The organism is Vibrio sp. B4-6, from assembly GCF_963888245.1.
Classification (GTDB): Bacteria; Pseudomonadota; Gammaproteobacteria; order Enterobacterales; family Vibrionaceae; genus Vibrio; species Vibrio anguillarum.
The window spans coordinates 88,663-113,281 of record NZ_CAWPIM010000066.1 but is presented as its reverse complement, the minus strand read 5'-3'; the positions used below and the strand labels follow the sequence as shown (position 1 = coordinate 113,281).

The following is a 24,619-nucleotide window of genomic DNA, read 5'->3' as shown; positions in this document are numbered from 1 at the left end:
AAAAAACCATTTCACATCGGTGTGTTTTCATCCGGTCAAAAAGTGTCGATATGGTGAATATATCGCCCTTAGATTGAAGTGCCATCAGCGAGGCTGTTACACTGAAGCATCGCTGTTGGAATGGAATAATTAAAATGAATCTTGTCGTTGATACTCATACCCACACTTATGCAAGTGGTCACGCTTACAGCACGCTCATTGAAAACGCGCGTTCAGCTAAAGAAAATGGATTAGCAATGTTTTGCACAACCGATCATGCGCAGTCGATGCCTGGAGCGCCGCATTATTGGTTCTTCTCCAATCAACGTATTTTGCCGCGCTTTTTAGACGGTGTTGCCATTATCCGAGGCATTGAGTCCAACATCATGAATCGTGCTGGCGAGATTGATGTTCACCCTTCGGTTGACCAAAACTTAGATTGGGTGATCGCCAGTTTTCATGAGCCCGTATTTCAGCCTGCCGATAAAGCGGCGCATACCGAAGCGTTAATCAATGTGATTAAAGGTGGACGAGTGGATGCGCTAGGGCACTTAGGTAACCCTAATTTCGATTTTGATTTTGATGAGGTGATCGCCTGCGCCGCCCAGCATCACGTTGCGATAGAAATTAATAACAGCACCTTAAAAGGACACAGCAGGGTAGGGAGTGTCGATCGCTGTTATGAAATTGCTAAGGTGGCGAAAGCGCATGGTGCTTATGTTACCACTGGCAGCGATGCCCATTTTTGTCAAGATATCGGCCAACTTCAACTGGCCAGTGAACTGCTTGAGAACGTTGGTATTGCTGCTGAGAAAGTGATTACGCACAGTGTCGAGCAGTTTCTGGCCTTTTTAGTACTGCGCGGGCGAAAAGCGATCGCAGAATATCAAACACTATAAGCCGTAAAGAGGTCATAAAAAATGACAAAAATTTGTCCCTCTTTTATCTTGAGATCCATTAAACTTGGCACTTCTTGCCAGAATAAAAAGAAATAATTATGAAAAAAATAATGATATTAACAGCTTGCGCATTATTTGCGGCTAGCGTGTCGGCGGCTAATGTTGACTTAAAACAGAACATGAAACAAATGAAGCTTGAATTTAAACAAGCGGCAGAAGCGACCAGCGTTGAAACAATGCAAGCACCCATTGAGAGATTAAGTCAGTTGGTTGAAGAGTCAAAACGAGGAAATTATCCACCGGAGAAGCAAGATCTCTATTTAGAAGGGTTTAATAAGCTTTCAGTGGCATTAGACAAAATCGAAGTGGATCTTGAGCAAGGAAATTTAGAGCAAGCTCAACAAACGCTGCGGACGGTAGACGAACTGCGTGTTGAATACCACGAGCAGCGTAACCCAAGTATCTGGAAGCGCTTATTTGGTTAATCAGCTTTGTGGCCCCCTCACGATAACGTTGGATTGGTTATAACGTTCAATGGTTCGTGGGGTGGTCGCTGCCTGAAAACTGAGCTTGTAAGAAAGGCAGCAGTAGTAAGCCGATCACAGCGGCGCAAACAGAAATGGTGACAAAAAAGCCTCGCCATTCGAATTGCTCGACAATAATGGCTAACGGGTAACCGGCGAGCGCTGCGCCCATATACGCAAATAACCCCACAAACCCAGTTGCTGCGCCAGCCGAATCTTTGTGAGAACACTCCGCGGCGGCCATACCAATTAACATTTGTGGGCCAAAGACAAAAAAGCCAATCGTAAAAAAGCCAGCGGCTTGGAATACAAACCCCGTTAACGGCATCAGCCACAGCGCTGCCACCGAAAGAAAAATGCCCATTGAAAAAATCAGATTCATTGGCCCACGGTTGCCGCCAAACAGTTTGTCTGAACCCCAGCCTGCGACTAACGATCCAATAAACCCACCAACTTCAAACAGCGAAAGCGCGCCATTAGCCGTGATCAAATCATAGCCTTGTTGCTCGGTAAGGTAGATATTTCCCCAATCATTGATGGCAGTACGCACTATGTAGACCAGTACATAGCTCAAGGCGAGTAACCAAATGTACTTATTTCCTAACACATATGTGTGCAAGATCTGTTTAGTGCTAAGGCCGAGGCCTTCATTTTCTTGCGCCAGTTCAAGGGCGTCATTACGCCATTGACCAACGCTGGGTAAACCTTGGGTCATTGGTTTATCACGCAATCGCCAACATAAGAAAACCCCACCAATAACGGCTAAACAGCCCGGTACAATAAAACCTTCGCGCCAACTAAAATGGAAAGTGAGAAAGCCAACCAGTAATGGGATCAACGCGCCCCCCACGTTATGAGCGGTATTCCATAACGCCCACCAAAAACCACGTTCAGAGCGCGAATACCAAGTTGTCAGGAGTTTAGAGCAAGAAGGCCATCCCCAACCTTGGAACCAAGCATTGAGCACCCAGAGTAAGATGAACATACTGATTGAGCTTGAAAAGCCAAACAGAATATTGATAAAACCCGTTGCCATTAACCCTAGGCCCATAAAATAGCGCGGGTTGGAGCGGTCCGACAAAATCCCAGACAGAAATTTTGAGATACCATAGGTGATGTAAAACAACGTGCCCATGATGCCAATATCACTCTTATCTAAACCGAGGTCAGCAATCATCGCGGGCATGGCGTAATTCAAACTTTTACGCGTGAAGTAGAAAAGCGCATAACCGACATACATCGCCATCATGATGTGAAAGCGCCAATAACGGTACTGCTGGTTAACCTCCTGCGCTGATGCAAGAAGCGGTTTCGGTGGTTGAGAGCGTAGAAAATTTATCATAGTGCTTTATATTCCACGATTATAAGTGGGGCAGTGTGACGATAAGCTGAGTGCCATTCTCGCTGAGATCGTGGTTGGCTGTTGTAGACTGACAGTGGCTAATAATCTGAAAGTGGCCACCCAATGCCTCGACTCGCTCACGCATCCCCCGTAACCCAAAGCCGTTCAGCTGCGCTTGTGCTTTGAAACCGATGCCATCATCGTGAATGCGCAGTGTGACATCACTTGCCAACGAAAATTCAATCACAATGTGGCTAGCTTCTGCGTATTTTAAGGCATTATTGAGCGCCTCTTGGCACAATCGATAAAGGGTCACTTTGGTGGCATCACTTAACTTTTGCAGTTGAGCGGTTGAATTCCCCGTCCAAACCACTTGGGTTTGAATGCCGTGCGTCTCAAATTCAAGGTCACGCAGCAGTTGATCCAGTGCTTCGACTAGGCCTAAATCATCTAAGGTTTTGGGGCGTAAACGGGTTAGCAAACTTTTAGTTGTGTCATAAACATTTAAAGAGAGAGACTCAATGGTTTTAGCACAATTGCTGGTGACGGGCTGAGATTCGACGCGTTGAATAATGCTGGCTTGAGTACGGATAGCGGTAATGTTTTGACCGATCTCATCGTGCAGCTCGCGAGCAATATCGCGCCGAACAGATTCTTCAGCTTTGACTAATTGGCGGGACAAATTTTGGTTACGATCAAGCTGTTGGCGCAGCTTGGTGTTGAGATCTCTTTGTCGCTGCACACCCATTCCCAGCAAAATGCCGGTTAAACTTTGTGCTGAAAGAGAGAGCAGGAGATCAGTGACTTCCATATTAGAGACACCACTACGAGCCGCGATCAATGCAATGCTATTGAGCAGCGTACCGAGCAATGCACCTTGCCAGCCGTAGCGAAAAGCGAGCAAAATGATCGGGATGGCTAAACAAAATGGCGCAAAACGCCGAAGTTCATCAGGTAAACCAATTTGCAGCGCAATGCTTAAAATAAATAGTAAAGAGTAGAGTAAGACGTGACGCGTGCGAAATTCGATATGACGAGAGACTAAGTTCGCCGTCAGTGGAACCCAAGTGCTTTGGAAAAGATAATTCCATATCAAATAGCAGCTTGGCACAATCATTAAGCCAGCCGTGATGCTGACTAACATCACCATTGACGCGGCATGGCCGTGGTAGGTGGTGGCCAGCGTATTAACGATAGCGCTGGCGAGGATCAACCCGCCCATCACAATAAAGCGACGCCACTGACTTCCGTGGTAGTAGCGCTGGGCGAGCAGGTTTAAGGGCAGCGTTGCGATACTGGCGGCGAGTACTGTCAGCCATTGAGGTTGTTCCATTAGCATGGCGAGCGCAATCGTCAGCCACCATTCTGCACCATAAATCGCGGGCCAGTAACGTTGTGGACTGTGCAGCGCAGTGCCTAAACGCAGAGCAAAAGGAAAGAAGAAGATCGCCAGTTCCGGATCGTTGACAAAATAGTAGGCGATAACCCACAAGCAAAACCAACTGCAAGAGAGCAGAAACCAAGCGCAGAGTGACGTAATAAAATAGCGTGGCATTAGAATGAGTCAGAAAAATATTTCGCTAAGGCCACGTTATTGCTCACACCTAACTTATCCATGGCATTGGCGCGATGGACATGAATGGTTTTGTGGCTAAGTCCAAGCTCATTGGCGACCGCTTTCACATCGAGCCCGGCAGCCAGCATTTCACTGATTTGCCGCTCACGTTTGGTCAACTGTGCTAATAGCTTTGCCTCGCGCTTGGGAGAGGTGAGTTTAAGCGCAATATCGGGTGTTAAGTAGCAACCACCATGGGCGCTGGTTCGTACGGCTTGGATAAGTTCATCTGGGCTACAACGTTTGCTTAAGTAGCCTCTTGCTCCAGCCTCCAAGGCTTTTTCGACCATGGCCGCGGAATCGTGAACGCTCAGCATAATGCACGCTATCCCAGAGGGTAGATCTTGAAGCAGCGACAGCCCGCTTTCATCAGGCATTGAAATATCAAGAATACAGACGTTTGCCCCCGTGCCGGGAAGCCCTGCGCGTGCTTCTGCTGCCGAGCTAAATTGGCCGACCACTTGGATGTCGTCTTCAAGGTTCATGAGTTGGGCAAAGCCTGAACGTACCACGATATGGTCATCCACTAGTGCTACTTTGATCATCACAATCCCCGCTGTTTATATTGCCTGAGTAAAAAGGGAGCTTAAACTAACGCCACAGAGACAATTAAACAAGCAATATATCCCTTTACTATGGATGCCATTGTAGAGGAGTCTAGCGCGTCAAAAAGGAAGGGGTGGCACAATAAAACGCGACACACTCATAAAAGAGAATATCGCGTTTGATTTTGCTGGGAGCTAAGCGGCAGCTGCGGCCAGCTTTAGCCTTTTCTCATGGCGGATCTTACGCTCTTCTGCGATAGCGACAAAAATCAGCAGCACGATACAGATCATCGCTGAAGTGTCGAGCGCAGCAAAGGTGCCCTTCCAGCCGGTGAGGCCAAAAATCGGTGTACCGTCGGCGATCATACCTAGGCCAAGTTTGGCAAAGCTATCACCAATTAAGTAAGCAAAAGTGCCCTTAACACCATCGGCGACACTGATCGCTTTTTTCGGCACAAAGCCAACCGCAGCGACACCAATCAGTAATTGTGGGCCAAAAACAAGGAAACCTAGCACAAACAGTGACCCGAGATACATAAACTCGCTGGTGGCGTGCTGATAGAACTCAAGCGCAACAATGATGAGTCCCAGAGAGACACAGGCGACCAAAGCACGGCGGCCATTAGCAAGATCGGACAGATAACCCCACATTAAAGTGCCGACTAATGCGCCCACTTCAAAGAGAGTGAAGCCTGAAATGGCCGCTTCTTTTGACAAACCAAGTTCTTGATAGGCATACACAGTAGACCACTGGTCGATGCCGATACGCACGATGTAGAGGAAGATGTTGGCAAAGCAGAGTAACCAAATTACTTTGTTTTTCAAAATGTATTCAACAAAGATCTCACGTTTGGTCATTTGGTTTTCTTCCGCAGCAATATCTTCCTCACTGACCGCTTCATCAAACAACTCTTCGACCGTACCTAAACCGTATGCTTCAGGAGAGTCACTACCGTAACGCAAACCAATGAAACCCACCACTAATGCGATGATCGACGGGAATACAAACATGCCCACAACGTGACCATTAAAGAGATAGTTTGCACCAAACAGTGCTACGCCTGCAGCACCTGCGCCGCCGACATTGTGCGACATATTCCATAAACCCAAGTAGGTGCCGCGTTTATTTTTGGGCGTCCATTTGGTGATAGTGGAGTAGCTTGATGGCCCACCAGTACTTTGGAAAAAACCGCTTAGCGCATAAAAAGCAACCATTAGGAAAATGCTGACGCTTGAACCGCCCATGCTCATGCTAAATCCAAGCATTGCAATACCAGAAAGGATCAGCATAAAAGGTAGGAACTGTTTCGTGTTCTTGCCATCGGCGTAGTAAGAGACCACTGTCTTACCAATCCCGTAAGTGATGGAGAAACCAAGACCAATCAGCCCTAGCTGTGTCATCGACAAGCCGTAGGTTGAAATCATATCGTTTTGTGCAACGTTGAAGTTTTTGCGCACTAAATACATCGCCATGTAGCCAATAAACACCACAAGGTATGATTGTAAAAATGGTTTGAACCACATTTTACGGCGTTCTGCTGCGGGGAGTTCGAGGGTCGGTAGCCGAACCTGTTGCAAAAGTTTTAGCATGTGAAATCCTTAGAAAATCACGTCAAAGAAATCTCTGCTGTCAGTCAATTCACACCAGAGTCGAATGGCTAGCAACCGTCTGGCTGCATTATAGAGTGATTGTAAAAATCGGCTTGGCGATTGACTTGAGGGCATGGCCTAACTGAGCTAGGAATATTTCCTAGTTTGGGTGGATTGATAGACAAAGCGTGAATGGAGTCACATTGATATGCATCTTGAAACGTCGTCTTTAAGCTAACGATTTGTAGCGAACTTGAGGGTATTTGTTAAGTTTTTAGCGCTGCCGCACTGTTATTTTTATCATTGCGTTATATAGTGTCGACAAGAAAAAATTGAGTGTTGCTATGATTCGCCTAAACCGTTTTAACAGAATAATGTTGCTCACCAGCGCGCTCAGTTGGGTGTTGGTGTCGCTTATGCCTGTAATAAACGCGCATGGCAATACGGCGGGGGTTTGGGCCACACTGTGCACCATTAATGGTTTTGAGCTGGTTCAAATTGAAGAGGGAAAAGTACAGACACAGCATACGAAACCCTGTCCCTTTGCTCATTTCTCCACCTTTCATCAAGATTCACTTCCAACGACACCTTTACTGACACGACTGAACTTGTTTGTTTCAGACAGCTACACTTTTTTGGCTCTAAGTGTACGATTTGAAAAACAAGTTCCTCGTGCGCCACCATTATTTAATCTGTTGTACTGGTGTTAGAAAATAGCTTTGATCCCTTCCTCTATTCACTATTCAGAATAAAGCTCTAACGGTAAACCATCTGGGTCGGCGAAAAATGTGTATTCGCGACCAGTGAACTCATCAACGCGGATGGGCTCGACGATGACGCCTTTTTCCTCTAAATACGCTTTGACTTCACTGACACTGTCCACCACAAACGCTAAATGTCGTAGCCCTTGAGCTTCAGGGAAGCTTGGTCTTGGTGGTGTATTTGGAAATGAGAACAGCTCAATTTGTCCGCCATCGGGCAGAGCAAGATCCAGCTTGTATGAATCGCGAGCGGCGCGGTAATTTTCAGCAATAACAGGCAGCCCTAAGATCTGAGTATAAAACGCTTTGGAACGTGCGTAGTCTGAACAAATAATTGCCGCGTGGTGGATTCGTTTTAGCATGATTAACCTTTATTTATTGAGTTTGCTGACCAAATGTTCAGTGACGTAATCAATGAACACCCGCAGCCTTGCTGGCATGTACTTGGTTTGTGGATATTGCATGGCAATTGATCCGTAGTAATTACTTTTGATCGTCCAATCGGCTAATAGCCGGACGACGCTGCCTTCAACGAGCGCTTGCTGAATGACAAAATCATGGAAGATGCCGATACCTAAGCCATTTTTCACGCCGTTCAAACGCATTTGTGAGTGGTTTACTGCATAGCGGCCTGAGACGGCCACTGTATGGAACTCATCTTCTTTATGAAAATCCCAGAGATGGTCACGCTCGGTTTCGGCAAGATACAAGCAGTCGTGATCCGTTAATTCGATAGGGTGGGTGGGCGTGCCTCTGGCCGCTATATATTCTGGGCTGGCGCACAACACTAAGTGGGTTTTGCCAATTTCACGCAATACCAAGTTTTCATCTGGCTTATCAGTCAGTTTAAACGCCACATCAATATTGTGTTTGAATAAATCGATCGCACCATCTGCAGCTCTCAGCTTAAGTTGAATTTCAGGGTATTGAGTTAGAAAAGGAAGCACAAGGGGTTGCAGAACTGAGTTCAAAAAGGCTTCAGGTGCCGCAACAGTGAGTGCACCTGAAGGTTCGGTGTGGTCAGAGGTTGAAAGCTCAACCGCTTGCTGCGCAGCGTTGACCATCAACAGACTTTGATCATAAACGCGCTTTCCTGCCTGAGTGATTAAGAGCTGGCGCGTGGTTCGCTCAAATAACTTCACTGATAGTGCTTGTTCTAAACGGGTAATCAATTTACTTAATGCCGAAGGTGTTACCCCCAGCTTTTGAGCGGCTGCCGTAAAGCTACCTTCATTGACGACGAGAATGAAAGCCGCTAAATCAGGCAGCAGGGCGATAAGACGATGCGTGATCATAATTGTATTTGTGCCTGACGTTCACGAATGGTTTTCCATGTCATGGGATAATAGTCGTAAATGGGATCAACTAAAATACCATTAAGCGATTTTACAGTGTAAATGAAGGGTCTATTTTCGTTTAGGCTGCCCTACACCATAGCTATTGCGCTATATAAAAATAAGGACGTAGCAATGTCTTCTGCATTTTATCAACAGATCCAAAACCAGCTTGAGGAAATCAAAGCGGAAGGTCTGTATAAATCTGAACGTGTGATTACCTCGCAACAACAAGCGGCGGTCGAAATTTCTACTGGTGAAGAAGTGTTGAACTTCTGTGCCAACAACTACCTTGGTTTGGCTAATCACCCTGCGCTGGTTGAAGCGGCAAAGCAAGGCATGGACAGTCACGGCTTTGGTATGGCTTCGGTGCGTTTCATCTGTGGTACGCAAGATATCCATAAACAGCTGGAACAGAAACTCTCTCAATTCTTAGGGAAAGAAGATACGATTCTTTACACCTCATGTTTTGATGCAAACACCGGTTTATTTGAAACTATTTTAGATAAAGAAGACGCGATTATCTCTGACGCGTTAAACCATGCCTCAATCATTGATGGTGTGCGTTTATGTAAAGCGATGCGTTTTCGTTACTCCAACAATAACATGCAAGAGTTGGAACAGCAGTTGATCGCAGCCGATGCGGAGGGCGCTCGTAATAAGCTCATCGTAACGGATGGCGTGTTCTCAATGGACGGTGTAGTGGCTAACTTGCCTGCCATCTGTGACTTGGCGGATAAATACAACGCTTTAGTGATGGTGGATGATTCTCACGCGGTTGGATTTATGGGTGCAAATGGCCGTGGCACGCATGAATACCATGATGTGATTGACCGTATTGATATCATCACTGGCACACTTGGTAAAGCCATGGGCGGCGCATCCGGCGGTTACACTTCAGGCAAGAAAGAAGTTATTGATTGGCTTCGTCAACGTTCACGTCCTTATTTGTTCTCTAATTCGGTTGCGCCAGCGATTGTTGCAGCATCGATTCGCGTGCTGGATTTACTGGCAGAAAGCGCTGCGCTTCGCGACCAACTTTGGGATAACGCCGCGCACTTCCGTACTCGTATGGAAGGCGCGGGGTTCACTATGGGGGGGGCGGATCACGCCATCATCCCGATTATGCTCGGCGATGCTATCGTTGCAGCAGAGTTTGCAGAACGAGCATTAGCTAAGGGCATTTATGTTGTTGGTTTCTCGTTCCCTGTTGTGCCCAAAGGCCAAGCTCGTATTCGTACACAAATGTCAGCCGCGCATAGCCGCGAGCAACTCGACCACGCCATTGATGCGTTTATTGCTGTTGGCCAAGAAATGGGGCTCATTAAATGAAAATTAAAGCATTATCCAAACTCAAACCAGAGCAAGGCATTTGGATGACCGAAGTGCCAATGCCTGAACTTGGTCACAACGATCTGCTGATTAAAATTAAGAAAACCGCGATTTGTGGCACCGATGTTCACATCTATAACTGGGATGAGTGGTCACAAAAAACCATCCCAGTGCCAATGGTGGTTGGCCATGAATACGTCGGTGAAGTGGTTGGCATTGGTCAAGAAGTTCGCGGTTTTGAATTAGGTGATCGCGTGTCTGGCGAAGGTCATATTACTTGCGGCCATTGTCGAAATTGCCGTGGTGGTCGTACTCACTTATGTCGTAATACTGTGGGTGTTGGTGTGAACCGCACTGGTGCATTTTCTGAATACTTAGTTATCCCTGCGTTTAATGCTTTCAAGATCCCAGATGGTATTTCCGATGATCTAGCCTCGATTTTTGACCCATTTGGTAACGCTGTACATACTGCATTGTCATTTGATTTAGTCGGTGAAGATGTGCTGATCACTGGTGCTGGTCCAATCGGTATCATGGCGGCCGCAGTGGCGAAACACGTTGGTGCGCGCCATGTGGTGATCACCGATGTCAACGAATATCGCCTTGAACTTGCGCGCAAAATGGGCGTGACACGCGCCGTGAATGTTGCGGAACAAAAGTTAGAAGAGGTCATGAGTGAACTTGGCATGACGGAAGGTTTTGACGTCGGCCTTGAAATGTCAGGCGTACCGAGTGCCTTTAGTTCTATGCTGAAAACCATGAATCACGGTGGTCGTATTGCTTTATTAGGTATCCCACCTTCAGATATGGCGATTGATTGGAACCAAGTGATCTTCAAAGGTTTGGTGATCAAAGGTATCTATGGCCGTGAAATGTTCGAAACTTGGTATAAGATGGCGAGCCTAATCCAATCTGGCCTCGATTTAACGCCTATCATCACTCACCATTACAAAATTGATGATTTCCAAACTGGCTTCGATGCTATGCGCAGCGGGCTTTCTGGCAAAGTTATCCTTGATTGGCAGTAACTCACTAATCTACTAACACCATGAAGGGGCTTTTTAGTCCCTTTATTCTATAAATTTCTATTACGAAGTTTAATTGTTATCCCTGATCTAATTGGCACTATCGAATCTATCTCTTTTGCTCCTTTCACGAAATTTTTCGTAAATTTTCAAAGCTTAACTATGCTAAATGGAAATACACCTCAGAAAGGAAACTATTCATGCAACTTCTTAAACCGTCGCTAGCTGGCTGTGCGCTATTGCTAGTTAGTCAATTTTCATCATTCTCGGTCAAAGCTGATGTGTTAACGCTTACCTCACTTGAATGGCCGCCTTATTCATCACCCAAACTTATGCAAAATGGAGCCTCGATTGCGGTTGTCTCTGCTGCGATTCAAGTTATGGGGCATGAACTTAAAGTTGAATTTTATCCTTGGGAGAGGGCTGTATACTTAGCGACTAATGATGCTCAGTATGCAGGATATTTTCCAGAATACTTATTTGAATCTAAAGATATTCTCTTTTCTAACTCGATTGGTTTAGGTCCACTTGGGTTTGTTGAAAATAGTGCAACCCCTGTAACTTGGGCGAGTTTATCCGATCTAAAACCATATAAAATTGGTGTGGTGCGGGGCTATGTTAACACCGAAGAATTGGATCAAATGATCGCAACTGGAGAGCTAAAATCAGAAGCGGTCAGCAGCGACAGTCAGAATCTTGCGAAAGTCGGCCATGGACGGATCTCACTTGCGGTGATTGATAGTAATGTTTTTCAATATTTGTTAGAAAATACGCCAGCGATTGATCCTATAAAAGCCAATTTACAAATGAACAGCCAATTGCTGGTGGAAAAGTCGCTGCATGTTGCTTTTACCAATAATCCAGAAGGCGAGCGTTGGAAAAATATTCTCAATGACGGGTTAAGTCGTATTGATGTGGAAAAAATCATGGCGGATTATTTGTCGAAATAAATAAAAAGCGTTTCCGAAAGCAGTGTGAGACGCTTGCTGTAAATCTAGCTTGAGCGGTGGATTTTTATCCACCGTTCAAGATGGCCTGACTATGTAGCCTTTTAATGTATTAATTTCTTTCTTAAATAGTGGAGCAAAGCATTTATTTAGACAGTTTGATTGTCAAGCATTGCTCTAAATTATGAATACATAGTTTGACTATAGAGGGAACGTGGCTTGCGAACGGAGTTAAGGTGTATACGGTGTTGAGAGGTAAAGTATGTTCGGGCATTAAGTTCACTAGATTGTGCTCCATTTCAGTTAAATAAAAATCAGGGATAATACCAATACCAGCACCGGAACGAATCAAAGATAGGCAGCTATGAAATGAATTTGCAATACAATTTGCATGTTTAGTATAAATGAAAGATGTACCGCTAGTGTGGTGAAATTGGTGTATTATTTTCTCTGCTTGCCAAACATTAGCAATATATGGCAATTCATTGATATTATTTGTCTTTTCTGACACTCCGCATAGAACATCCCTAAACTCACCAATGCGTTTTTGTTTAATATTACTATCATGTGAGGACCCAATTCTGATGGCAATATCGATATCGTGGGCTATTAAATCAAGGTGCTGATCATCACAAATTAGCTCTGGTTTCAGCTTTGGATAGGTCTTCATCAAATCAGCAATAACGGGAACCACTAAACTATCCATCAATGCATTGGGAGCGGTAATACGAAAGCGCCCCTGAGGTTCAAGTTGATATTCGCTAGCGATATCCCAAGCGCAATTGGCAAGTATATTTAATTCCTTGCATTTTAGGTAAAAACGTTCACCGACATCAGTCAATATTTGTCGTCTTGTTGTCCTTTTCATCAGGATCATACCCAGCTCTTTTTCTAAGAGCTTTAAATGCTGGCTAACCACTGACTTAGAAATATTGAGTTTATCAGCTGCCGCGGATACCGAGCCTGCTTCGACGATATGAGCAAAAATGGACATTTGTCTTAATCTATTCATGATTATTGTTCTTTTTTACTAAACAGTAATTTCTATTATTGCTGTTTTTCATGGAGATGAGTAGCGGTAATCTATAGCGGACAATATCACTTAGAGGTATAAAAACGATGGTAAATAACTCAGTATTAGCCGCTTGCCAGCAAGGCATTGAAGCGTGGCAAAGCGCATTTAACCAGCAAGATGCTAAAGGTTGTGCAGATCAATACATTTCCACATCAACAATGCATGCTCGCCCATTTGGAGTCTTTGAAGGTAAAAGTGCCATTGAGGCTTTCTGGCAAGATATTATTGATCAAGGTTTTAAGGCGGTTTCTTATACGAATGTTCACTGGGAACCCGCTGGGCAAAATGGATATATACTAACGGCTGAGTGGCAAATGAATAAGGCATTTGGTGTCATACATAAAGAGCATTGGGTAGTGGAGATCGATGGGAAAGCTCGTTTAGCTAGCGATGATTTTGAAGTGTTGGGTGAGCGGTAAATCTTTGAGGCATCCTGATGCTTTTCATTCTGAAGCGTTGCCTCTTCGGTTGTAGCGGTTTTTAGTGGAAAAAGTAAGGAGGAAGCACCTCGTACAGAGGTATTTACAGCTTTGCTACCATGATTGAGTTCTACTGCATAGACATAACCACGTTGCTGATGTAATGCGTAGCTTACGGCGATAGACTGCTCGGAACTTGTCGAAATCACACCGCTAATGCCTCGGGTGTGGTGATCGAGTTCAAAATACTCTACCACTCCCGGTTTTCGGTTAAAACCAGAGTGGAAAAATTCATCAGTACATAGCATGAGCCAGGAAGTTCATAATCCGAAGTGTTCACACAAACTTGGCCTAGTGCAGACTATAGCTAGGCATAAACGTAGGTAAATCAGTATGCAGATAATCCACCGAATTGAAATTTGTTGTAATGAAAAGCTTTTGGCAAGTACTGAGGCAATAGGTCACGATGGAAGCCTGCTATTGGAGCAGTTCAGTGAAATAGTAAAAGAGCGTGACTCTTTTACTATTAAGGAATACATATCAAACGGCGAACGACGTATTCTTGAAAGTACGCCATATGGAATGAAGGTCATCAGCAAGGAGATACTATTTACTCCTAAATCATAGCAGCAATGGGGTAGTGAGATAAAAGTGATCAATTTGTTCGTAATAAGGGGAGTGGTGGTTTCGTTTTTGTTTGTATTTTTGAGCGTATCGAGTTGCCTTCATTCTATTTGGTTTGGAAATAAGATCACATTATTTTAGGGGATAAAAAATTATTCTGAATCAATATCATATATCAAACTATTTGCACTTAATTATTGTGTTGAGTTATCCGTAATATGGATGGTCGTTATGCATTTAAACACACAATAAAAAGACAAAGGTAAGCTATGCCTATTATTATATTAATATTATTGTCGGCCGTATTTTCAGTACAGGCTGCCAATTTAATTGACTATTCACAAATCGATCTCTCAAAGGTGATCAACGAAAATAATACAAGAGGATTCTCTGCTTCTTCTCAGCCACTTAGCTATCGTGATGCGAATGTCGTTAGAGTAGGACAGGAAACACTCGTTCGTAAACAACAGCTCCATTATGGGCTTCCGGTCTATGGTCATTTTGTGGTCACAGATGTTTCTAATCGTGGTTTTGCAAAGGCAATTGATGGCCATGTCTTAACGGGGATTGAATCAGATATTGGTTCAACTTTACCGATGATTAATGTTGACCAAGCAATCGATGCCGCCAAAGGAAAGCTACGAGGTATTGCTGCTACAAGTGTGCAGGATACACAGACTGAATTGATGATTTGGGTAGATGATCAGCAAACCGCTTATTTGGTCTATAAAGTCGATTTTCTCTCTAAGAACGGAATGACCCCATCTCGCCCAATCTCCTTAGTCGATGCTAAATCAGGACAAATACTTGATGAGTGGGAGGGGCTGACTTTTATTGAAGCCGAGGGCCCAGGCGGTAATCAAAAAAGTGGCCGCTACTACTTTGGTGCTAATACAAAATATGGTGGTTTCCAGGTTAGCAAAGACTGCCGCATGGATAGCGCTAATGTTGTTACGCTCAATATGAATAATCAAGAGTATGGTGGATGGGTCCATCAATTTGATTGTCACGTCAACAACCATCGGGCTGTTAACGGAGCTTATGCACCAATGAATGACGCTCACTATTTTGGCCAACGTGTTTTTGACATGTATATGGAGTGGCTCAATACTCGACCTATTCAGCAGAAACTCACTATGCGTGTTCATTACGGTTATAACTACGGTAATGCATTCTGGGATGGCCGTCAGATGACCTTTGGTGATGGTAATCAATCAATGTATCCACTTGCGACGTGGGATGTGATTGCACATGAAGTGAGTCATGGCTTTACTGAGCAAAATTCAGGTTTAGAGTATCGTGGAATGTCTGGCGGGATGAATGAATCCTTTTCTGATGTTGCAGCCGCAGCATTAAGTGAATATGTTCATGGCAGCTTTAACTGGAAGATGGGTGAGCACGTGATGAAATATTCAGACGCGATGCGTTATTTCATTCGCCCAAGTCGAGACGGCAGTTCGATTGACCATATTAACCAGTATTATCAAGGTATAGACGTCCACCATAGCTCAGGGATTTTCAACAAAGCGTTTTACCATCTTGCAACCAGCCATGGCTGGAATATTAAGCAAGCCTTCATTGCTTATGCAACGGCGAATCAACTGTATTGGCGACCAAATTCAAACTTTCAGCAAGGTGCTGATGGCGTTTGCAAAGCAGCGCATAAACTCGGTTATGAAAGCTCTGCTGTAAGCAGCGCCTTTGCTCAAGTTGGGATCCAAGTACAAAACTGTGGTTCAAGCCGACCAGAGCCTACTCCACAACCAGAACCTAACATTGTTACATTATCGAGTAATAAACCAGTAATCATCGATGCTAATTATGGTAATGAACAACATTATGTTCTGAAAAATCTTTCAACAGATGAAGCCTCAGTTTATACATACCATGGTCATGGCAACGTTGATCTTTATGTAGCCATTAATAGACCTGTATCAGTGAATGACTTTGATTGCGTTTCTCGTAATCAGACTAATGACGAATATTGTGGTTTTAGTGGTATAAAAGGAACTGATATTTATGTATTAGTTACTGGTGCTGACCGTTCTGTAGATACTCACCTTGTTGTGATTGCAGAAGGTTTATTACCCGCTCCACCCGAACCTCAAGATTTATGTACTACTCTGAGCGAATGGTCCCCTTCTTATTACTACCCTACGGGTATGCAAGTTCAATACTACGGACATCGATTTACTGCAATTCAAGATAATTGGGGAGCCGATCCATTTGATAATTATTGGTATTGGAATTATCAAGGCAGTTGTAAGTAATTCAGTGGCTGTAAAGCTTATCTGAGCATATATAAGTGCCACTTTTATCACTCGATCTCAATCGGCATGCTTTTATGCAGCGGAAGAACTAATATGGCTAACCATGTAATAAATGGAAACAGAACCTCATAAGTGTGTGTTAACATTTAGGATATAAAAACATAGAGTGCAAATTTTCGGTAGACTTACCGGAGTAATGCCAGTCAGCTTAGCTGACTGGCATTACTCCGGTTGGGGCGCTTTTTTTGAACAGCATTTACTCCGCGACTACAGAATAAACAAGCAAGTTAACGGCGGTGGCAAAATATAGCGCTAGGAGAAAACTAATACCGACGTAAGAAAACGAATAATTTTCAAACGCTCACTTCATTTAGCGTACCAAAATAAAAATCCATGTAAATGCAGCAAAAAGTAGTGCAATCAAAACCGCAGCTGATCCTATATCCTTCGCACGGCCACTGAGCTCATGCCACTCACTACCTACGCGATCAACTACAGCTTCCACTGCTGAATTCATAAGCTCAACGATGACAATCAGTACTAAGCTACCGATCATCATTAACTGTTCTAATTCATTGACTGGCAAGAAAAAAGTGATCGCAATTAGAATGATAGAAGCGACGATTTCTTGCCTAAAGGCGGCTTCATTTTTCCATGCAGCCTGAAGGCCTTTCATTGAATAACCTGTAGCGTAAAATAAACGACTCATTCCTGTACGGCCTGGTTTCATAAAGTGAGTAACCTAATAGTTAATAATGAGATAATAAAAATGTCGATAGCTTGAGTTGACTCTCATCTTATTAAAAAGTGCTATCGGATGTAGCATACTGTATCTATCTATTATTTTTCTATATGAAAATTCATTGCCATGTCACTTTTTTGAAATAATACAAAGTTGATGTTATCCCTATTAACAAAAATCGCCATAGTAATGATTAAAATTTAGACGGCATCTTCAGTCATGAATACTAATTAAAAGTTAAATAGAGCATTAAATACGGATCTTTTTGTAAAGACACCCCTGTTACTTAGTCGATTAAACCTGATGAACCTAAGCACTCAGGTTCAATGAACATATTTCTATTTTTTATGTAACAGCATATTTTTTAAATAATTGTGGTCAGTCCAGTGGCTCATTATCACAATGGCGGCTATATGGCTTATCGTTGCCAGCATCGTCAGATTTGCGAGCGCTCCATGCAATTCGCTGAGCCAGTCATTTGCCGATAACATATCCAGTTGTGTTGCCCAGCCGCTAAGTCCTGTTAGGAGGAGGCCAGACCACAAAATCCAGACCATAACAGCTCCAGCTGGGTTGTGCCCCTCATGTTGATCTTCTTTTGTTTCTATAACTTGCTTTATGTGAATAAACGCATTGTGTATTGAAGGCTTAAAGGCAGACAAGCGAGCAGGGGAATGGACAATAAGACCCCAAATGAGACGAAGGCATATTGTGATCATCAGTAGATAGCCAATCCATTGGTGTGTTTTACTACCTTCTTCTATTATGAGGTAGTTGGTTAAGAAAGATCCCGCCACAATCCAATGTGTCAAGCGAACAAATAGATCCCATTTGTAAGTTTTAGGCATTTTAGCGTTCCTCTATTTTGTTTATATTATCAAGATTGAAATGGATTTCTGTCGTTTAATTAATCTAAATAAATCCCGCCATTCTTAATTCTGTCAGTGTTCGATAAAGGAATTTGCCATATTAATCTTAAGAAAAACTTAAGACATTTAACGCATGAAGATAAAATAGGCGATAGTTTTTCGTTTTACAAAATGAAATGGAACTTATTTCTTTTACCAATGCCTTAACGTATTATCTAATCATTCATTTAATCTTAATAGTTGTTGAAATTTATGCTCAATAAAATCAAACCCTACTTAGGGCCTCTCTATCCGATTGCTGCCGTATTCGTGGTGGGGCTAGTTATCTTTTTTGTTTCTCGTTTAGGACTGGCTATCTGGCATTTTGAACGGGTGAGTGATGCTGGTGGATGGCTCACCATTTTCTTAAGTGGTCTGCGAGTTGATATTGTTTCTCTTTGCTATTTGCTCATTTTACCAGCGTTGTTATCTAGCCTACTGTCTGGCGATCATGCTGTCGGTCGGGTTTGGCATTGGTTTTTACGTGTGTGGATTACCGGCGGTTTGTGGTTGATTGTTTACATGGAAGCAGCAACACCGCCATTTATTATTGAGTACGATCTGCGACCTAATCGAATTTTTATCGAATATCTCATTTATCCCAAAGAAGTTTTCAGTATGCTTTGGAGTGGCTATAAATTTGAACTTTTCCTTGGTGCCGTAGTTTCCACGTTCACACTTTTTGTCGGTTGGAAATGGAGCAAGCAGCTTGTTTCGAACTTAAGCTTTCCTAAATGGTATTGGCGTCCGCTGATTGCTATTTTGGTTGTGGCTATTGGTATTTTGGGGGCGCGTTCTTCACTGGGACACCGTCCATTAAATCCGGCGATGGTGGCTTTTTCTAGTGACCCTTTGGTGAATGATTTAACGTTAAACTCCTCATTTTCAGCGATTTTTGCTGCCAAACAGATGAAGTCTGAAGCGAGTGCTTTCGAGTTTTACCCGAAAATGGATAAGCAGGAGATCGTCCAAGAAATTCGTGCATCCATGAATGTCGACAATAAAGACTTTGTCTCTGCACAACAACCTAGCATGGCAATGCACCAAGCGACCTATCAAGGCCAGCCTAAAAATATCGTAATCCTTTTGCTTGAAAGTCACGGTGCACGTTATGTTAGCCGTCTTGGTGGTATCGATGCGTCACCCAATATCGATAAATTGATTGATGAGGGGTGGGCATTCACCCGTTTGTACGCAACGGGAACGCGTTCTGTTCGTGGTATTGAAGCGGTGACCACTGGGTTTTCTCCGACTCCTGCACGTTCGGTGGTCAAGTTAGGTAAAAGCCAAACGAATTTCTTTTCAATTGCTGATTTATTAAAGTCTCGAAATTACCACACACAATTTATTTACGGTGGTGAAAGCCACTTTGACAATATGAAGAGTTTCTTCTTAGGTAACGGTTTTGTCGATATGCAAGATTTCCCAACTTTTGATTCGCCTAAATATGTTGGTTCATGGGGCGCGTCAGATGGAGATCTCTACAATAAGGCAGATCAGCAATTTACGAAGATGAGTCGTGAAGGTAAACCGTTCTTTAGCTTAGTTTTTAGCTCATCGAACCACAGCCCATTTGAATACCCTGATAACGTGATTGAACCGTATAATGAGCCAAAGCAAACGGTGGAAAATGCGGTGAAATATGCAGACTATGCGCTTGGACAGTTCATTGAAAAAGCGAAAAAGTCACCATATTGGGATAACACGGTGTTTGTTGCTGTGGCAGATCATGATGCTAGAACACAGGGTAATCAGCCTGTACCAGTCGATTACTTTCGAATTCCAGCGGTGATTTTTGGTGGCGGCATTGAACACCGCATTGACGATCGTCTAGTTAGTCAAATTGACCTTGCACCCACACTGCTTTCTTTGGCCGGTATCAGTAGCCAAAACCCAATGATTGGGTTCGATTTAACTCATGATGTTCCTGCAGAAAAGCAGCGAGTAATGATGCAACGAGATAAAAACTATGGCTATATGACAGCAGACAACCAACTGGTTGTTATTCGGCCTGAGCAAGGTATTTCTACTTATCAATATGATTTTAAATCAGATACCCTGACAGAAAAAGAGTTGGATCCAGAAGTGGTTAAACGTGCTCATGCCAATGCTATGTGGGGAAGCTTAGCGTTTAAAGAAAACTACTACACCGCATCTGATTCATATTGATTATATTTTTATCCACCTACAGCGTTATGCGATAAATCAGTACCCAAAAGTGGCTGAGAAACATAAACTGGTTGGACTTAAACAAGTTTAGCCAGTTTGTGAGACGCAAAATGTTAGAAAAAGAGAACCTGATTAAACTTGCGCGTATGCCAATGCCGTTTGGTAAGTATGCAGGGCGAGCGCTTATCGACTTACCAGAAGAGTATTTGCTGTGGTTTGATAAGAAGGGCTTCCCTGAAGGGGAGCTCGGGCGTTTGCTGCAACTTTGCTTAGCGTTGAAAATTGAAGGATTGGATAGCGTGGTTAAGCCACTAAAGCATATGTGATCTAGTGGCTAACCGCGTTATTTTTTCATCAGTTTGGCGAGATCGGCAAAGGGGTTATAGGTCGCGCTTTGATGATCGTCTAATCTCGCAACAGGCTCAGCGCCAAATCGGTCGTGGTCTGAATATTTAGAGTGCTCATGATCGTGACAATAGAGGCATAAAAGCTCCCAGTTACTGCCATCTTCAGGGTTATTGGTGTGATCGTGATCTTTGTGGTGCACAGTTAATTCTCGTAAATTTGAATAAACGAATTCACGCGCGCAATTGCCACACACCCAAGGGTAAAGTTTAAGTGCTTTTTCTCGGTAACCGCTCTCTTTACGAGCATAATTGGCACTTGAACCATAAAAATCTGACGACATGTTAATTCCAACCATTGATTAAAAATACTTTTTCGATATTAAAAACCAAAAATCTGCGCTAATCAAAGTTTGTGTGATTTATTTTAATGCACGCCCTCACACCTTAGCGTAAGTGTCACTTTTACCACTCAATCTCAATCGGCGTGCCTTCTTTGACTAGGCTCAAAAATTCATCCATTTCTGAGTTAGTCAGTGCAATACACCCATTAGTCCAATCAAAACTTTGCACATATTCTGGTCGTTGCTTGTCGCCATTTTTTAGACCATGGATTTTTATATCACCACCGGGATTGATGTTTAAGCGCTGTGCATGCACTTTATCTTGATGATTCGGGTAACTGATATGAATCGAACGATAATAGCCAGAATCATTACTGATAGCTTCAAGATAGTATCGACCTTCTGGAGTACGTTGATCGCCTTCTTGCTGTTTATGTCCTTTGGGTTCTTTACCCAAGGCAATTCGATACTCTTGAATGATCTGCTGTCCCGAGATTAAGTACATGCGACGCTTAGATTTATCCACTTTGACCAGATCAATCTCAGCCGCTGCGCTGTTGAGTGAAAAACATAGAAACAAAAGTAGCCTAAAGTATCGGGTCATAAGAGAGTGTCAGTACTGATAAGGTGGCAAATAGAGAGACATTATGCAGCGGAAGAATGAACGTGGCTAGTTGTCAATATTGTCTTGCAAATAAGACAATGCTAAAAATAATAGGGCTAACCATGTAATAAATGGAAACAGAATCTCAAAAATGTAGGTTAACTCTAGGATGTAAAAACATAGAGTGCAAATTTGCGGTCGACTTAACAGCGACCTTTTTAAGAGTTTGATTGCACATGATCTTTTGTCTAATTTTGCAATGAAAATTATTAAAATGTCAGGCCGCTCATATGTTTTCTCGTACTTTACTCAAACAGATTTCTTCTGCTCGCAACCACCGTATGCTCGCGGAAGCAACGTTTGATTTTCTTCAAAGTTTCATTTCTCCCAAATCAATGCGGATCTTTCATGCACCAACATTAAACAAGCGCCATGAGTCATTATTTGAGTACAACTTACCGACTGCTCTGCAAAATTATCCAAATACCTTTTGGAATTGGGCCGCACAATTTGACACCTCTGATGGTCTAATTCCACTAGCGATCAACACCTGCAATTGGGACTACCGTAGTGTGATGGGCGGTGAGTCTTATCTTTTTATGTTAGATAACCACCCTGATTTAAGAACCTATTTGCTGCTTGAGGCAATTGATAACGTCAACATTCATGCGAAAACAGAATCCGGAGAGCTCGATTGTTTGCAACTGATTGCGGCTCGTTGGCAATGTCTTCGCGCGGAATCTGAAGCGGCAAAGGAGTTTAAAAATAGAGATATCCGCGAAGCAAAATATTTGGATGAAATTAAACAGCGCGAAATGTTCATTGATAACATGAAGCTGGTTCATCAATTAGCGATTGAACTGGCTAACCCAGACAATTTGGATGCGCTGCACAGAGCGGCCGTTGATGTAACGAAAACACGCCTAGGGTTTGATCGAGCCGCTTTTTTAGTTCTTGATATGAAAAAACGTTGTTTTAGCGGAACTTATGGTACGGATGAAAGCGGAAAAACGGTGAGCGAACACCATACCCAATACGATTTGCACCAGCTAGAAGAAAGTTATTTAAGCGGTCTTTCTGATGATACTAAAAGTTTGGTGTTGATCGACGATGCCCCTCTATACACGGCGGGAAATGTGGTAGGACAAGGGTGGAATGGGATGTTAATTCTACGTGATGGTAATGAAACCATTGGTTGGATCGCGATTGATAACTACATTAATCGACAGCCCATTACTGAATACCAAAAGCAGATGTTGGAATCTTTTGGTTCATTGCTTGCGCAAATTTATATTCGCAAGCGTCAGGAGCAAAATGTTCGCATGTTGCATGCGAGCATGGTTGAACTGTCACGTTGTATGACGGTGAGTGACGTGTGCAAATCGGCGGTCAGTTTTGCGATTAACCGCATGGGCATTGATCGGATGGCAGTATTTTTGACCGATAAACACTGCTCGTACATTCAGGGAACGTGGGGAACCGATATCCAAGGCAACATTGTGGATGAATCCTATTTTCGGTCTGGGACCACCAATAATATGATTGTTGATATGGCCAAAGCCAACCCCAATGAGGTGGTGTTTGAAGAGTCAGTCCCTATTTATCATGACAGCAACATTGTTGGTTTTGGCTGGACAGCCATGACCATGCTTACCAACAATGGCGAACCTATTGCTTTTATTGCTGCGGACAATTTGATCCGCCGCTCACCACTGACTTCACAACTGCGAGAAGTGATCCGCATGTTCGCCTCGAATTTAACCGAAGTATTGATGCGCACCAGTGCTCAGCAGGCGATCAGTGAACTGAATGAGAATTTAGAAATTGAGGTGCGTAACCGTACCTATGAGTTACAAAAAGTGAACGACAAACTGGACTTAATGGCCAAAATGGATCCATTAACTCGCCTTGGAAATCGTCGGATGTTAGCTCATTTATTGGAACGCATCGGTTCGAGAGTACAAACGGAGACCGTAAGTTATGGTTTAATTCTGCTTGATATTGATCACTTTGGTTTATTTAATAATTACTACGGTCACTTGGAAGGGGATATTGCTTTGATTCGTATTGGCCATATTCTCAACCAACATGCTCAGGCAGAGAATGAACTCTTTTGCCGAATTGGTGGTGAAGAATTTATATTGTTGGTGGCCAACCGCGATGCAGCAGAAGTGAAAGCGTTGGCTGAAAGCATACGCTTTAGTATTGAACGAGAGCAGATTGAACATAGTGAGAACCCTGATGGTGACTGCTTAAGTGTCTCGATTGGTTACACTATTGCCCAGTACCTTCCCAGTGAACTTAAGTTTGAGGAGATGTACAGCAAAGCAGATAAGGCACTTTACCAAGCAAAAGATAATGGCAGAAACCAAGTCGTTGGTTACTCTGAGCAAAAACACCATACTCGAAGTGATAAAGTCGCCGCGCCAAATTCATAGTGTTGGCGCGGCGAGTCATGGCAAGGATAATGAGAACAGCAGATTATTCAGTCTGAGAGGTAATATTCAACCGTTGAAACGACGCGTACTTTTTTGATGTAAGGAGTATTGTTATCACGATCCACAATACTAAATTGTCCCTGTGAAGCGCGTTTAATCTTGCCAAGTGAGCTTTGCGAATCTTTGGCAAATTTCTCTGCGACTTCTCTTGCCTGTTTGGTTGCTTCTTCAATCATGTCGGGTTTGATTTCATTCAGTCCAGAGAATGAATAATCAACGCGGTTGTTGTAAGGATCTTGATTAAAAACGATGCCTTGTTTTCCTAAATTGCCGAGCTTATTAATGGCCTCGCGCACTAGGTCAACTTGATTGCTGTACACCGTAATGGTTTGGTTCGCTAAATAACGAAACTCGACTAAATTTTCTCCGCCATACTGCTGTGCTTTTTTGTCGATCACCGCTGGCGATGATAGCGAGACACTTTTTTCATCAATGCCTTGTTGAGCTAAAAATGCGGTCACCAGTTGGCTCTGCTTTTCAATCGTGTTGAACATGGTGGGTAAATCATTATCGGCCACACTAAATTGGATCGGCCAAACAACTGTGTCGGCGGGATATTCTCGCTCTGATAATCCTTTAACGGTCACCACGCGCTCATACTCTTTATATTTCACAGCCGTTTGCTGCACAAAGTAACCGAGGGTTGCGAGCCCGAGTATTAAACTCAAACCGATGATCAATGAAGCGCTACTTTTTATTTGCATGCCTTGTTTTCCTTTTGTTGGCAAC

General features: G+C 43.4%; 24 protein-coding genes. 12 read left to right on the top strand and 12 right to left on the bottom strand.

The features are described 5' to 3' along the window. Positions 1–134 precede the first annotated feature (134 nt). Both AACV20_RS14740 and AACV20_RS14735 read left to right on the top strand, forming a co-directional pair. Positions 135–878 carry a phosphatase gene (locus AACV20_RS14740; RefSeq protein WP_017048481.1) on the top strand — a complete coding sequence of 248 codons (744 nt, stop codon included), beginning with the start codon at positions 135–137 and terminating at the stop codon, positions 876–878. Positions 879–976: 98 nt separating this feature from the next. Further along, positions 977–1,363 (top strand): cytochrome b562, encoded by a 387-nt coding sequence (locus AACV20_RS14735; protein ID WP_013868020.1) that lies wholly within the window; start codon positions 977–979, stop codon positions 1,361–1,363. 46 nt (positions 1,364–1,409) lie between these two features. Here AACV20_RS14735 and AACV20_RS14730 read toward each other — a convergent pair whose 3' ends face one another. The 4 genes from AACV20_RS14730 to uhpT form a co-directional block, all read right to left on the bottom strand. Then, positions 1,410–2,744 carry an MFS transporter gene (locus tag AACV20_RS14730; protein ID WP_094132344.1) on the bottom strand — a complete coding sequence of 445 codons (1,335 nt, stop codon included), beginning with the start codon at positions 2,742–2,744 and terminating at the stop codon, positions 1,410–1,412. A 19-nt stretch (positions 2,745–2,763) separates the two neighbouring features. After that, a complete protein-coding gene (gene uhpB, locus AACV20_RS14725) occupies positions 2,764–4,299 on the bottom strand; it encodes a signal transduction histidine-protein kinase/phosphatase UhpB (RefSeq protein WP_170907550.1) in 1,536 nt (511 codons plus the stop codon). Next, the gene (gene uhpA, locus AACV20_RS14720; RefSeq protein ID WP_026028260.1) at positions 4,299–4,904 is read right to left on the bottom strand and encodes a transcriptional regulator UhpA; all 606 of its coding nucleotides are present in this window, start codon (positions 4,902–4,904) and stop codon (positions 4,299–4,301) included. The genes uhpB and uhpA overlap by 1 nt, the downstream gene beginning before the upstream one ends. 195 nt (positions 4,905–5,099) lie before the next feature. Continuing rightward, complete coding sequence (uhpT, locus tag AACV20_RS14715) at positions 5,100–6,494, bottom strand: hexose-6-phosphate:phosphate antiporter (protein WP_170907549.1); 1,395 nt, start codon at positions 6,492–6,494, stop codon at positions 5,100–5,102. 344 nt (positions 6,495–6,838) lie between these two features. On the opposite strand from uhpT, the gene AACV20_RS14710 reads away from it, so the two are divergent. Then, a complete protein-coding gene (locus tag AACV20_RS14710; protein ID WP_170907548.1) occupies positions 6,839–7,204 on the top strand; it encodes a hypothetical protein in 366 nt (121 codons plus the stop codon). A gap of 29 nt (positions 7,205–7,233) precedes the next feature. On the opposite strand, the gene gloA2 is transcribed toward AACV20_RS14710, so the two are convergent. Both gloA2 and AACV20_RS14700 read right to left on the bottom strand, forming a co-directional pair. Further along, complete coding sequence (gloA2, locus tag AACV20_RS14705; RefSeq protein WP_017046047.1) at positions 7,234–7,617, bottom strand: SMU1112c/YaeR family gloxylase I-like metalloprotein; 384 nt, start codon at positions 7,615–7,617, stop codon at positions 7,234–7,236. Positions 7,618–7,626: 9 nt separating this feature from the next. After that, a complete protein-coding gene (locus AACV20_RS14700; RefSeq protein WP_170907547.1) occupies positions 7,627–8,550 on the bottom strand; it encodes a LysR family transcriptional regulator in 924 nt (307 codons plus the stop codon). Between the two features lie 174 nt (positions 8,551–8,724). On the opposite strand from AACV20_RS14700, the gene AACV20_RS14695 reads away from it, so the two are divergent. The 3 genes from AACV20_RS14695 (at position 8,725) to AACV20_RS14685 (ending at position 11,896) form a co-directional block, all read left to right on the top strand. After that, positions 8,725–9,921 carry a glycine C-acetyltransferase gene (locus AACV20_RS14695; protein ID WP_170907546.1) on the top strand — a complete coding sequence of 399 codons (1,197 nt, stop codon included), beginning with the start codon at positions 8,725–8,727 and terminating at the stop codon, positions 9,919–9,921. Further along, positions 9,918–10,949 carry an L-threonine 3-dehydrogenase gene (tdh, locus tag AACV20_RS14690; protein WP_019281861.1) on the top strand — a complete coding sequence of 344 codons (1,032 nt, stop codon included), beginning with the start codon at positions 9,918–9,920 and terminating at the stop codon, positions 10,947–10,949. The genes AACV20_RS14695 and tdh overlap by 4 nt, the downstream gene beginning before the upstream one ends. Before the next feature lie 197 nt (positions 10,950–11,146). Next, positions 11,147–11,896: a substrate-binding periplasmic protein gene (locus AACV20_RS14685; RefSeq protein WP_170907545.1), complete on the top strand. Its 750-nt coding sequence runs from the start codon at positions 11,147–11,149 to the stop codon at positions 11,894–11,896. A 142-nt stretch (positions 11,897–12,038) separates the two neighbouring features. Here the strand turns inward: AACV20_RS14685 and AACV20_RS14680 are convergent, their stop codons facing one another. Then, complete coding sequence (locus tag AACV20_RS14680; RefSeq protein ID WP_170907544.1) at positions 12,039–12,905, bottom strand: LysR family transcriptional regulator; 867 nt, start codon at positions 12,903–12,905, stop codon at positions 12,039–12,041. A gap of 107 nt (positions 12,906–13,012) precedes the next feature. Here AACV20_RS14680 and AACV20_RS14675 point away from each other — a divergent pair, with 107 nt between their 5' ends. The 3 genes from AACV20_RS14675 to AACV20_RS14665 all read left to right on the top strand — a co-directional run bounded on the left by AACV20_RS14675 (position 13,013) and on the right by AACV20_RS14665 (position 16,281). Further along, complete coding sequence (locus AACV20_RS14675) at positions 13,013–13,387, top strand: isochorismatase (RefSeq protein ID WP_170907543.1); 375 nt, start codon at positions 13,013–13,015, stop codon at positions 13,385–13,387. A 393-nt stretch (positions 13,388–13,780) separates the two neighbouring features. Further along, on the top strand, positions 13,781–14,014 hold the full coding sequence (locus AACV20_RS14670) for a hypothetical protein (RefSeq protein WP_170907542.1): 234 nt from the start codon (positions 13,781–13,783) through the stop codon (positions 14,012–14,014). Positions 14,015–14,280: 266 nt separating this feature from the next. Then, positions 14,281–16,281: a M4 family metallopeptidase gene (locus AACV20_RS14665; protein WP_170907541.1), complete on the top strand. Its 2,001-nt coding sequence runs from the start codon at positions 14,281–14,283 to the stop codon at positions 16,279–16,281. A gap of 370 nt (positions 16,282–16,651) precedes the next feature. Here AACV20_RS14665 and AACV20_RS14660 read toward each other — a convergent pair whose 3' ends face one another. Further along, on the bottom strand, positions 16,652–17,011 hold the full coding sequence (locus AACV20_RS14660) for a diacylglycerol kinase (RefSeq protein WP_170907540.1): 360 nt from the start codon (positions 17,009–17,011) through the stop codon (positions 16,652–16,654). Positions 17,012–17,361: 350 nt separating this feature from the next. After that, the gene (locus AACV20_RS14655) at positions 17,362–17,871 is read right to left on the bottom strand and encodes a cytochrome b/b6 domain-containing protein (protein WP_170907539.1); all 510 of its coding nucleotides are present in this window, start codon (positions 17,869–17,871) and stop codon (positions 17,362–17,364) included. Between the two features lie 273 nt (positions 17,872–18,144). Between AACV20_RS14655 and AACV20_RS14650 the strand changes: the two genes are divergently transcribed. Together AACV20_RS14650 and AACV20_RS14645 are read left to right on the top strand one after the other, a co-directional pair. After that, positions 18,145–20,100, top strand: a complete 1,956-nt coding sequence (locus AACV20_RS14650; RefSeq protein ID WP_170907538.1) for an LTA synthase family protein — start codon at positions 18,145–18,147, stop codon at positions 20,098–20,100. 110 nt (positions 20,101–20,210) lie between these two features. Beyond that, a complete protein-coding gene (locus AACV20_RS14645) occupies positions 20,211–20,426 on the top strand; it encodes a DUF3820 family protein (protein ID WP_026028377.1) in 216 nt (71 codons plus the stop codon). Between the two features lie 17 nt (positions 20,427–20,443). Here the strand turns inward: AACV20_RS14645 and AACV20_RS14640 are convergent, their stop codons facing one another. Then, positions 20,444–20,788, bottom strand: coding sequence for a YajD family HNH nuclease (locus tag AACV20_RS14640; protein WP_010318547.1), 345 nt, complete (start codon positions 20,786–20,788; stop codon positions 20,444–20,446). Between the two features lie 121 nt (positions 20,789–20,909). Beyond that, positions 20,910–21,392 carry a L,D-transpeptidase family protein gene (locus AACV20_RS14635; protein WP_013868005.1) on the bottom strand — a complete coding sequence of 161 codons (483 nt, stop codon included), beginning with the start codon at positions 21,390–21,392 and terminating at the stop codon, positions 20,910–20,912. 290 nt (positions 21,393–21,682) lie between these two features. Here AACV20_RS14635 and AACV20_RS14630 point away from each other — a divergent pair, with 290 nt between their 5' ends. Beyond that, positions 21,683–23,830, top strand: a complete 2,148-nt coding sequence (locus tag AACV20_RS14630) for a GGDEF domain-containing protein (protein WP_013868004.1) — start codon at positions 21,683–21,685, stop codon at positions 23,828–23,830. A 47-nt stretch (positions 23,831–23,877) separates the two neighbouring features. Here the strand turns inward: AACV20_RS14630 and AACV20_RS14625 are convergent, their stop codons facing one another. After that, a complete protein-coding gene (locus AACV20_RS14625; protein ID WP_026027736.1) occupies positions 23,878–24,594 on the bottom strand; it encodes an SIMPL domain-containing protein in 717 nt (238 codons plus the stop codon). Positions 24,595–24,619: the final 25 nt, after the last annotated feature.

What these genes read in the sequence shown, in the direction of transcription:
- AACV20_RS14740 (WP_017048481.1), top strand. Translation starts at nt 135, where the DNA reads ATGAATCTTGTCGTTGATACTCATACCCACACTTATGCAAGTGGTCAC.
- AACV20_RS14735 (WP_013868020.1), top strand. Translation starts at nt 977, where the DNA reads ATGAAAAAAATAATGATATTAACAGCTTGCGCATTATTTGCGGCTAGC.
- AACV20_RS14730 (WP_094132344.1), bottom strand. Translation starts at nt 2,744, where the DNA reads ATGATAAATTTTCTACGCTCTCAACCACCGAAACCGCTTCTTGCATCA.
- uhpB (WP_170907550.1), bottom strand. Translation starts at nt 4,299, where the DNA reads ATGCCACGCTATTTTATTACGTCACTCTGCGCTTGGTTTCTGCTCTCT.
- uhpA (WP_026028260.1), bottom strand. Translation starts at nt 4,904, where the DNA reads ATGATCAAAGTAGCACTAGTGGATGACCATATCGTGGTACGTTCAGGC.
- uhpT (WP_170907549.1), bottom strand. Translation starts at nt 6,494, where the DNA reads ATGCTAAAACTTTTGCAACAGGTTCGGCTACCGACCCTCGAACTCCCC.
- AACV20_RS14710 (WP_170907548.1), top strand. Translation starts at nt 6,839, where the DNA reads ATGATTCGCCTAAACCGTTTTAACAGAATAATGTTGCTCACCAGCGCG.
- gloA2 (WP_017046047.1), bottom strand. Translation starts at nt 7,617, where the DNA reads ATGCTAAAACGAATCCACCACGCGGCAATTATTTGTTCAGACTACGCA.
- AACV20_RS14700 (WP_170907547.1), bottom strand. Translation starts at nt 8,550, where the DNA reads ATGATCACGCATCGTCTTATCGCCCTGCTGCCTGATTTAGCGGCTTTC.
- AACV20_RS14695 (WP_170907546.1), top strand. Translation starts at nt 8,725, where the DNA reads ATGTCTTCTGCATTTTATCAACAGATCCAAAACCAGCTTGAGGAAATC.
- tdh (WP_019281861.1), top strand. Translation starts at nt 9,918, where the DNA reads ATGAAAATTAAAGCATTATCCAAACTCAAACCAGAGCAAGGCATTTGG.
- AACV20_RS14685 (WP_170907545.1), top strand. Translation starts at nt 11,147, where the DNA reads ATGCAACTTCTTAAACCGTCGCTAGCTGGCTGTGCGCTATTGCTAGTT.
- AACV20_RS14680 (WP_170907544.1), bottom strand. Translation starts at nt 12,905, where the DNA reads ATGAATAGATTAAGACAAATGTCCATTTTTGCTCATATCGTCGAAGCA.
- AACV20_RS14675 (WP_170907543.1), top strand. Translation starts at nt 13,013, where the DNA reads ATGGTAAATAACTCAGTATTAGCCGCTTGCCAGCAAGGCATTGAAGCG.
- AACV20_RS14670 (WP_170907542.1), top strand. Translation starts at nt 13,781, where the DNA reads ATGCAGATAATCCACCGAATTGAAATTTGTTGTAATGAAAAGCTTTTG.
- AACV20_RS14665 (WP_170907541.1), top strand. Translation starts at nt 14,281, where the DNA reads ATGCCTATTATTATATTAATATTATTGTCGGCCGTATTTTCAGTACAG.
- AACV20_RS14660 (WP_170907540.1), bottom strand. Translation starts at nt 17,011, where the DNA reads ATGAAACCAGGCCGTACAGGAATGAGTCGTTTATTTTACGCTACAGGT.
- AACV20_RS14655 (WP_170907539.1), bottom strand. Translation starts at nt 17,871, where the DNA reads ATGCCTAAAACTTACAAATGGGATCTATTTGTTCGCTTGACACATTGG.
- AACV20_RS14650 (WP_170907538.1), top strand. Translation starts at nt 18,145, where the DNA reads ATGCTCAATAAAATCAAACCCTACTTAGGGCCTCTCTATCCGATTGCT.
- AACV20_RS14645 (WP_026028377.1), top strand. Translation starts at nt 20,211, where the DNA reads ATGTTAGAAAAAGAGAACCTGATTAAACTTGCGCGTATGCCAATGCCG.
- AACV20_RS14640 (WP_010318547.1), bottom strand. Translation starts at nt 20,788, where the DNA reads ATGTCGTCAGATTTTTATGGTTCAAGTGCCAATTATGCTCGTAAAGAG.
- AACV20_RS14635 (WP_013868005.1), bottom strand. Translation starts at nt 21,392, where the DNA reads ATGACCCGATACTTTAGGCTACTTTTGTTTCTATGTTTTTCACTCAAC.
- AACV20_RS14630 (WP_013868004.1), top strand. Translation starts at nt 21,683, where the DNA reads ATGTTTTCTCGTACTTTACTCAAACAGATTTCTTCTGCTCGCAACCAC.
- AACV20_RS14625 (WP_026027736.1), bottom strand. Translation starts at nt 24,594, where the DNA reads ATGCAAATAAAAAGTAGCGCTTCATTGATCATCGGTTTGAGTTTAATA.